The sequence below is a fragment of the Rhizobium sp. UBA1881 genome (assembly GCF_002338015.1).
Lineage (GTDB): Bacteria > Pseudomonadota > Alphaproteobacteria > Rhizobiales > Rhizobiaceae > Rhizobium.
In genome coordinates, this window is sequence record NZ_DDHH01000030.1 from 23,091 (window position 1) to 31,317 (window position 8,227).

Below are 8,227 nucleotides of genomic sequence, written 5' to 3' on the forward strand. Positions count from 1 at the left end.
GGCTGCGGACGCTTACTTCACCGCCTGCTGTTCCGCCTCCAGCACGCTTGGCGCGAGCGGCTTGACGCGATGGCCGGAGACCAGCGCGCCGGCATGCTTGTCCATGCGGATGAAGGGGATGGTTGCGACCACGGTCATCAGCGCGATCACGTAGAAGGCAATGTGGAAGTCCACCACCTGCAGTGCTTCGCCGCGAATGAAGATCGAGGTCTCCAGGATCGCCGCGGCCACGGCCACGCCGAGCGCCAGGCTGATCTGCTGCATCACGGAGCTCATCGATGTCGCCTGGCTCGCCTGCGCATCGTCGATATCGGCATAGGCAAGCGCGTTGACGCCGGTAAAGAAGAAGGAGCGTGAGAAACCGCCGATCAGAAGCACGAGAATGATGACGAGATGCGGCGTGGTCGGCGTGAAGAAGCCGGTGGTGACAGTCACCAGCGTGGTCACGCCTGCTGCAGTCAGCAGCGTCGAGCGGAAGCCGACGGCCGCGAACACCCGCTTGGCCATGAATTTCGTGGTGATCGCGCCGATCGCGCCGGCAAACGTGATGAGGCCGGATTGGAACGGCGTCAGCCCGAAGCCGAGCTGCAGCATCAGCGGCGTCAGGAAAGGCATGGCGCCGATGCAGATGCGAAACAGCGTGCCCCCCGTCGTCGACGCCCGGAAGGTCGGGTTCTTGAAGAGCTGCAGATTGAGGATCGGCGCCGGGTGCCGTCTCGCATGGCGCACATAAAGCGCACCGCAGACGATGCCGATCGCGGTCGCGGCGATGCCGATGATCGGCGGCAGCGCCGGCAGGCTGACGACGGAGAGACCGAAGACCACGCCGGCGGCGGCAAACGAGGTCAGCACAAACCCGGTGATATCGAGCTTCGGCGGCGCCGTCGCCTCGACCTCGGGCAGGAAGATCGTCGCCAGCCACACGCCGATGATGCCGACGGGCACGTTGATCAGGAAGATCCAGTGCCAGGTGAAATAGGTGGTGATGAAGCCGCCGAGCGGCGGTCCCGCGAGCGGCCCGACGAGCGCCGGGATGGTGAGCAAGGCCATGGCCGAGACGAGATCGCTGCGCTTGGTGGTGCGCAACAGCACCAGGCGCCCGACCGGCGTCATCATCGCTCCGCCCATGCCCTGCAGGAAGCGGGCGACGACGAATTCGATCAGGCCGGATGAGATCGCGCAGAAGATCGAGCCGACGACGAAGACGCAGATGGCGAGGCGGAAGATGCGCTTGGCGCCGAACCGGTCCGCCATCCAGCCGCTGATCGGGATGAAGACGGCGAGCGACACCATATAGGATGTCAGCGCCAGCTTCAGCGTGATCGGTCCGACATGCAGGTCGTTGGCGATCGCCGGCAGCGCGGTCGAGATGACGGTGGAATCCATCTGCTCCATGAAGAGCGCGACGGCAAGGATCAGGGGAACAATGCGGTTCATGCGCGAAAGCCTTGGGGGTCTAGCAAAGGCGGCTCGGAAAGCCACTGCTCTTTAGTCCTCGCACCGGCATCTGCCAAGTGCACATTCATCTTAGGAAATGCGAATGCATCACGTCTGCGTGAGACGGATGGTTCAGCCATTTCAACGCGCGGAATTGACATATGTTCGTTTCGGCGGATTGCGATAAAGGGTGGTCCGTCATGACGATGGGGGCGGCGCGCCAATGTGCCGTGCGTTATTACAAAGGATGGAACATGGCGATTTCGATGGGGATGAACAGGCGCGCGTTTGTAGCGGCAGGCGTTGGCCTGCTGGCCGCGCCCATGATTTTGAAAGAGACGGCCGTGATGGCCGCAACCGGAGATAACACCAAGATGGATGCGACGACGCAGCCCCAGTTCAATCAGTTCAAGCTCGGCTCCTTCAAGTTCACCGTGGTCAAGGACGGTGGCGTGGTTGGCGAAAAGCCGAATGAAACCTTCGGCACCAACCAGACGCCGGAAACCGTTCAGGCACTGCTCGCCAAGAACTTCCTGCCGACGGACAAGTTCGTCAACACCTTCGCGCCCTTCGTGGTCGATACCGGCTCCGAGGTGATCCTTGTCGACACCGGCTTCGGCGAAAGCGGTCGCGCCAAGGGCAACGGCCAACTCGCAGCCGGCCTCAAGGCTGCCGGTTACTCGACCGACGACATCACCATCGTGGCACTCACCCATCTGCATGGCGATCACATCGGCGGCTTGATGGAGGGCGGCAAGCCGGCCTTCGCCAAGGCCCGCTATGTCGCCGGCAAGACCGAGTACGACTTCTGGACCGACAAGGCTCGCGAGGGAACGCCGGCCGAAGGCGGCCACAAGGCTGTGCTCGCCAATGTCGTGCCGCTGGCCGAAAAGATGACTTTCATCGGCGAAGGCGATACGATCGCTTCCGGCATCACCGCGATGATGGCCCCTGGCCACACGCCCGGCCACATGATCTTCAACATCGAGTCGGACGGAAAGCGCCTGATCGCCACCGGCGATACCGCCAACCACTATATCCTGTCGCTGCAGAACCCGACTTGGGAAGTCCGCTTCGACATGGATAAGGCTCAGGCCGCCGCCACCCGCAAGAAGGTGTTCGACATGATCTCAGCCGACAAGGTGCCGTTCCTCGGCTACCACATGCCGTTCCCGGCTGTCGGCTATGCGGAAGTTTACGAAAGCGGCTACCGCTTCGTTCCAAAGACCTACCAGTTCGACCTCTGATCCTGCTGCATGGCAGCCATACCAAGCCCGGCCACCGCGCCGGGCTTGTCGTGTTTTCGGCGTGCGTTTCTCTGCGGGAAAGCGCGCCAGTCTCTCTCCACCCTCATTCCTGTGCTCGTCACAGGAATCCAGCCGACGCGCGTCTGCGCGGCGAGAAGAGTCCATTGCGCTCAAGGACTTGAGCGCGCTGCATGCCTGTAACGGGCATAGCGATGAGGATGCGGTGAAGGCGGCGAGAAACCTTAGCCGACGTGCTTTCGGCGCAAGAGAGCGCATGGCGACCGCTCTACAACCTCGCTCACGCCACCCACGGCCGGCCACATTTTTTACTATTCCCTTAACGCCATAGACGTGGTACCAGCCCTCGCCAACTTCCAAAGCAACCTTACACATCGCCGGTGCGGATAAGACGTTCCGGGTGAGGGTGTATTTTTCTTTTATAAGGAATTGGCCATGGCTCGCATCATTGAAACGCCGACCGGTTTAGACGCACTCACCTTCGATGACGTGCTGCTGCAGCCTGGTCACTCCGACGTCCTTCCGGGCCAGACCAGCGTCGCGACGCGCATTGCCACCGATTTCGAACTCAATATACCGATCATCTCGTCCGCCATGGACACCGTCACCGAAAGCCGTCTCGCGATCGCCATGGCGCAGGCCGGCGGCCTCGGCGTCATTCACAAGAACCTGACCCCGATCGAGCAGGCCGAGCAGGTCCGTCAGGTCAAGAAATTCGAAAGCGGCATGGTGGTCAACCCGGTCACGATCGGCCCCGATGCGACGCTGGCTGACGCGCTGGCGCTGATGAAGATCCACAGCATCTCCGGCATTCCTGTTGTCGAGAAGTCCGGCCGCCTCGTCGGCATCCTCACCAACCGCGACGTCCGCTTCGCCTCCGATCCCGCCCAGAAGATCTATGAGCTGATGACCCGCGAAGGTCTCGTCACGGTCAAGGAAACCGTCGACCAGCAGGAGGCCAAGCGTCTGCTGCACGCCCACCGCATCGAAAAGCTGCTGGTGATCGATGGCGAAGGCCGTTGCGTCGGCCTCATCACCGTCAAGGACATCGAGAAGTCGCAGCTGAACCCCAACGCCTCCAAGGACGCGCAGGGCCGCCTTCGCGCCGCCGCTGCCGTCGGCGTCGGTGACGATGGCTTCGAGCGCGCCGAGCGCCTGATCGAGGCCGGCGTCGACCTGCTCGTCGTCGATACCGCCCACGGCCACTCGCAGGGCGTTCTGAACGCCGTCGCCCGCGTCAAGAAGCTCTCCAACTCCGTCCGCGTCATGGCCGGCAACGTCGCGACGTCGGATGGCACCAAGGCGCTGATCGATGCAGGTGCGGATGCGGTCAAGGTCGGTATCGGCCCGGGCTCGATCTGCACCACCCGCATCGTCGCCGGCGTCGGCGTTCCGCAGCTCGCCGCCATCATGTCGGCGGTTGAAGCTGCTCGCGCGCAGGACATCCCCGTCATCGCCGATGGCGGCATCAAGTTCTCCGGCGACGTCGCCAAGGCGATCGCATCCGGCGCATCCGCCGTCATGATCGGCTCGCTGCTTGCCGGCACCGATGAAAGCCCGGGCGAAGTCTACCTCTACCAGGGCCGCTCCTTCAAAGCCTATCGCGGCATGGGCTCCGTTGGCGCCATGGCTCGCGGCTCTGCGGACCGTTACTTCCAAGCGGAAGTGCGCGACACGCTCAAGCTCGTGCCCGAGGGCATCGAAGGCCAGGTTCCGTACAAGGGCCCGGTCTCCGGCGTTCTGCATCAGCTCGCCGGCGGCCTGAAGGCTGCCATGGGCTATGTCGGCGGCAAGGACCTCAAGGACTTCCAGGAACGCGCCACCTTCGTGCGCATCTCCGGCGCCGGCCTGCGCGAAAGCCATCCGCACGACGTCACCATCACCCGCGAAAGCCCGAACTACCCGGGTTCCGGCGCCTGATGAACGACGCGAGCAGCCGTATTCCGACCTCGGTCGTCGCGCTGCTCGCGGCCATCTCCGTGGGTGTCTTTATCTGGATGCTCCTGGGCTACGTCCTGCCGTTTCAGGATATGACCCACGCCGCGATGCTCGAAGCTCGGCTGGGTCGCTATGATGCGAGCGATATCGACGCCATGCGCGGCTTGCTCGAGCGAAAGCCGGAAGCGCGCGACTTGCTTGTCGCCATGCATCGCGGGCCCGATCTGATGCTGCCGTTCGTGCTGACGGCGTTCCTCTTTACCGTTCTCGCCAAGCTGCGCCCCGCAGGCCGCTACTTCAATCGCCCGATGCATCCCTTGATGATAGCCGCGATCTATGCGCTGCCTTTCCTCTACGGCTTCTCCGATTACGCCGAGAACATCCTGACCGACAACCTCTTCGCCGGCGGCACCGAGTGGAGCTTCGCCGCGGCATTGTTGCCCTGGGCGTCGAGCCTGAAGTTCGCGAGCCTCACCGTCTGCGTCATCGTCATCCTGCGCTTTCTCGTCTACCGCATCGTGCCGCCGACGGATCGCTGACGTCGCTGGCCCAACCGACACTGGAAACGCCGGTTCGTTTGCTCTAAAGCTCTGACACCAAAAGAAAACTGGCAAAGGAGACGAGCATATGACCGGAATGACAGGCTATGAGATGTTCTGGCCCATCATCGCCCATGCGGCGCTGGTCTATATGCTCTACATGCTGCTTGGATACCGTCGCCAGAAGATGCTGAAGTCGGGCAAGGTGCATGCATCCGACTATCGCGAAAACCGGGGCGAGCCGACCGAGAGCCTGATCGTCAAGAACAGCCTGGCCAATCAGTATGAACTGCCGGTGCTGTTCTACGCCTGCTGCATCCTTCTCTACATGACCGAAGCCGACAATCTGATCGCGCTCGTGCTTGCCTGGATTTTCGTCGCCTTGCGCTATGTCCACGCCTTCGTCCACGTCACCAGCAACAATCTGCGCTACCGCAGCCCGCTCTTTGCCGCCGGCTATCTCGTGCTCGGCGTCATGTGGGTCTGGCTTGCGGTGTGGATAATGTTCCCGAACGGCTGAGCCGGCCACCTCGCTCCCCGCGAATCGGCCTTGCTGATGCCGGGGAGTGACGGCAGCGCCTTACACGCCATGCGACGCGTTCTTTCCGCAAAAACTGCGTAAATTTACCCTCGAAAAACCGACCAAATCAGGGCGTATCACCTCGATTTGGTTGAGCTTTTACCTGTCGATAAAATACAACCTATCCTGTTTACGCCTCATGAAGACCTGCATGTCATATCGGCCAAAAGGGCCGGTTTTGGGCAATGTCCGGTCTGCGAATAAGAGGGATGGGGAACGACATGAACGTCGGGAGCTTCGATCGCATTGGCCTCCGCAGGAAGCCGAAACAGGAACGCAGTATTCAGAGGCTGGACCTGATCTTGTCCGCCGCCTCGGAGCTGATCGCGGCCAAGGGTGTCGGCGCCATGCGCATGACTGAACTCGCGGTTGCCGCCAATGTGCCGATCGGCTCGGTCTACCAGTATTTCCCCGAGAAGGCGGCGATCGTCAAAGCGCTGTTCGATCGCCATTCGCTGGCCATCCGCGCAAGGGTCGCGGACGCCTTCGCGTCGGTGCAATCGGTGCCGGAAGCCCTCGATGTGCTCGAGGCAACCATCGACTGGCACTATGAGGACTATCGCAACGATGCCGCAAGCCTTGGAATCTGGCTCGGCACGGAGACCGATCAGGACCTCTCGCAGCTCAATGTGGAGCACAACAGCCGCATCGCCCGGATCTTTCGCGAAACCGCCCAGCGCATCGCGCCAGAGCTCAGCGATGTCGATACCGAGGCACGCACCTATCTGTTCAGCCACCTGATCGGCTCGTCGGTCAGGCTTGCTGTCACAAGCGATCCCTTCTTTGCCGCACGCATCCTACAGGAATGTAAATGCCTCGTGCGCACGTCCTTCTTTACAGCCATGCCCGCGGAGCTGGTCGGCTGATGATGCGGATTACCAGCTGGTGCCAATTACCAGCTGGTTACGGTATTCGCGACCTTCAGGCGCGGCTGGGCGCGCACGTAAGTGCCCTTCACCTCCGCGTCGAGATTGTCCTCCACCACGGCAGGCGTGATGTTGTCGAGGCAGGCGGTGATGTGTGCGGTGATCGCGTTCATCAGCGAGATCGAAACGCCCGGCCGCTTCATGATGCCGATCTGCACCGGAGGAAGCGCTGGGAAGCCGTCCGCCTGTGTCAGCACCTTCATGCCCGTGCGTAGCGCCGATTCCGGCATGGTCGAAACGGCAAGTCCGGAGAGAACCGCCGCCGCGATGACGGTGCACGACCAGCTGGTGAACAGGATCTGATGTTCGCGCCCGCCCGCGTCGAGCGCGGCTATGGCGGTCTGTCTCCACGGGCAGTCGCGGCGACCGACGGCAAGCGGCACCGGCGCATCGTCGCGGATCGGATGGTTGGCCGAGCCGACCCAGCAGAGCGGTTCGGTCCTGACCACGTCGGACATGCGCACGCGCGGATTATGCGTCACCAGCGCGATGTCGAGTTCGCCCCTGTGCATGCGCTCGGCAAGATCGACCGACGGCTCGCAGACGATATAGAGCTCGACATTCGGATGCGTCTTGGCGAAGCGGCCGATGATCTCTGGCATGTAGCGCTCGGCATAGTCGTCAGGCGTGCCGATCCTGAGCGTGCCCTCGAGCCGGTTGTCGTCGAAGGCGGCGATCGCCTCGTTGTTGAGGCGGATGATGCGGCGGGCATAGTTGAGCAGCTTCTCGCCCTCGACGGTCAGCCGGTTGCCGCGGCCGTCCTTGATGAACAGCTGCTTGCCGATCCGCTCCTCAAGGCGGCGCATCTGCATCGAAACGGCGGACTGCGTCTTGTAGACCCGGTCGGCGGCCTTGGTGAAGCTGCCGGAATCGATGATCGCAATGAAAGTCTGCAGCTGGTCAATATCAAGAGGCGCGGCCATGGTTCTCACCTATAAACATCTCTGATGATAATCATTAGAAACATTCGTTGGACTGATCAATAGCCCTTTGGCATCTTGTGGCTGCAAATCAATCAAAGTGATGGACAGGCAAATCGGCCTGTCCGCTCGAAAACCAACTTGCCTCTCCGTGCCCGATCGCGCGGAAAGGGCGGGTTGTTGCGCGCCCATGAAAGGATCATCCCATGCGCACGACAGACCGGATATTAGAACTCGACTGCAGCCCCGCGACCAAGACCTTTTCGCAGCGTCTCGTCGCCGGTTTCGCAACGCTGGCATCCGTACTGCGCGTGTTCCGCAATCGTATGGAGATCAACGCGCTGCACGAGCTCGACGACAACCAGCTGAGGGATATCGGCCTTTCGCGGGCCGATCTCGACGCGGCCTTCCTGGCCTCAACCTTCTTCGAGGATCCGTCGGATCAGCTGACGCGGTCCGCGCGCAATCGCGGCCGCAATTCGCTTCACCGGCTCAATCAGGATTGAGCCGAAACCAGTTTTCCCCGCAGGGTGATAGCCAATAACCCTGCCTCTTGCCCGGTGCCGACCTCCCAGTCGTCTCCGGGTTTTTTTATGTGCGTTCTAGAGCCTTTCCTGGTTAG

8 protein-coding genes are annotated in these 8,227 nt (G+C 62.0%); 6 read left to right on the forward strand and 2 right to left on the reverse strand.

The genetic code is table 11. From position 1 onward, the window contains the following. Nucleotides 1-12 precede the first annotated feature (12 nt). The gene (locus B3605_RS02905) at nt 13-1,437 is read right to left on the reverse strand and encodes a DHA2 family efflux MFS transporter permease subunit (protein WP_112973705.1); all 1,425 of its coding nucleotides are present in this window, start codon (nt 1,435-1,437) and stop codon (nt 13-15) included. A gap of 254 nt (nt 1,438-1,691) precedes the next feature. Here B3605_RS02905 and B3605_RS02910 point away from each other — a divergent pair, with 254 nt between their 5' ends. The 5 genes from B3605_RS02910 to B3605_RS02930 all read left to right on the forward strand — a co-directional run bounded on the left by B3605_RS02910 (nt 1,692) and on the right by B3605_RS02930 (nt 6,625). Further along, nucleotides 1,692-2,684, forward strand: a complete 993-nt coding sequence (locus B3605_RS02910; RefSeq protein WP_112973704.1) for an MBL fold metallo-hydrolase — start codon at nt 1,692-1,694, stop codon at nt 2,682-2,684. 453 nt (nt 2,685-3,137) lie between these two features. Beyond that, complete coding sequence (gene guaB, locus B3605_RS02915) at nt 3,138-4,622, forward strand: IMP dehydrogenase (protein ID WP_112944593.1); 1,485 nt, start codon at nt 3,138-3,140, stop codon at nt 4,620-4,622. Next, nucleotides 4,622-5,179, forward strand: a complete 558-nt coding sequence (locus tag B3605_RS02920) for a hypothetical protein (RefSeq protein ID WP_112944592.1) — start codon at nt 4,622-4,624, stop codon at nt 5,177-5,179. Before guaB ends, B3605_RS02920 begins: the two co-directional genes overlap by 1 nt. A 97-nt stretch (nt 5,180-5,276) precedes the next feature. Continuing rightward, entirely contained in the window at nt 5,277-5,699 is a 423-nt protein-coding gene (locus tag B3605_RS02925) for an MAPEG family protein (protein WP_112944618.1), read from the forward strand. A gap of 281 nt (nt 5,700-5,980) precedes the next feature. Then, on the forward strand, nt 5,981-6,625 hold the full coding sequence (locus tag B3605_RS02930; protein ID WP_047508486.1) for a TetR/AcrR family transcriptional regulator: 645 nt from the start codon (nt 5,981-5,983) through the stop codon (nt 6,623-6,625). Nucleotides 6,626-6,651: 26 nt separating this feature from the next. On the opposite strand, the gene B3605_RS02935 is transcribed toward B3605_RS02930, so the two are convergent. Continuing rightward, nucleotides 6,652-7,608: a LysR substrate-binding domain-containing protein gene (locus B3605_RS02935; RefSeq protein ID WP_018898533.1), complete on the reverse strand. Its 957-nt coding sequence runs from the start codon at nt 7,606-7,608 to the stop codon at nt 6,652-6,654. A 203-nt stretch (nt 7,609-7,811) separates the two neighbouring features. On the opposite strand from B3605_RS02935, the gene B3605_RS02940 reads away from it, so the two are divergent. After that, nucleotides 7,812-8,111, forward strand: a complete 300-nt coding sequence (locus B3605_RS02940; RefSeq protein WP_112944591.1) for a DUF1127 domain-containing protein — start codon at nt 7,812-7,814, stop codon at nt 8,109-8,111. The last annotated feature ends 116 nt before the right edge of the window (nt 8,112-8,227 follow it).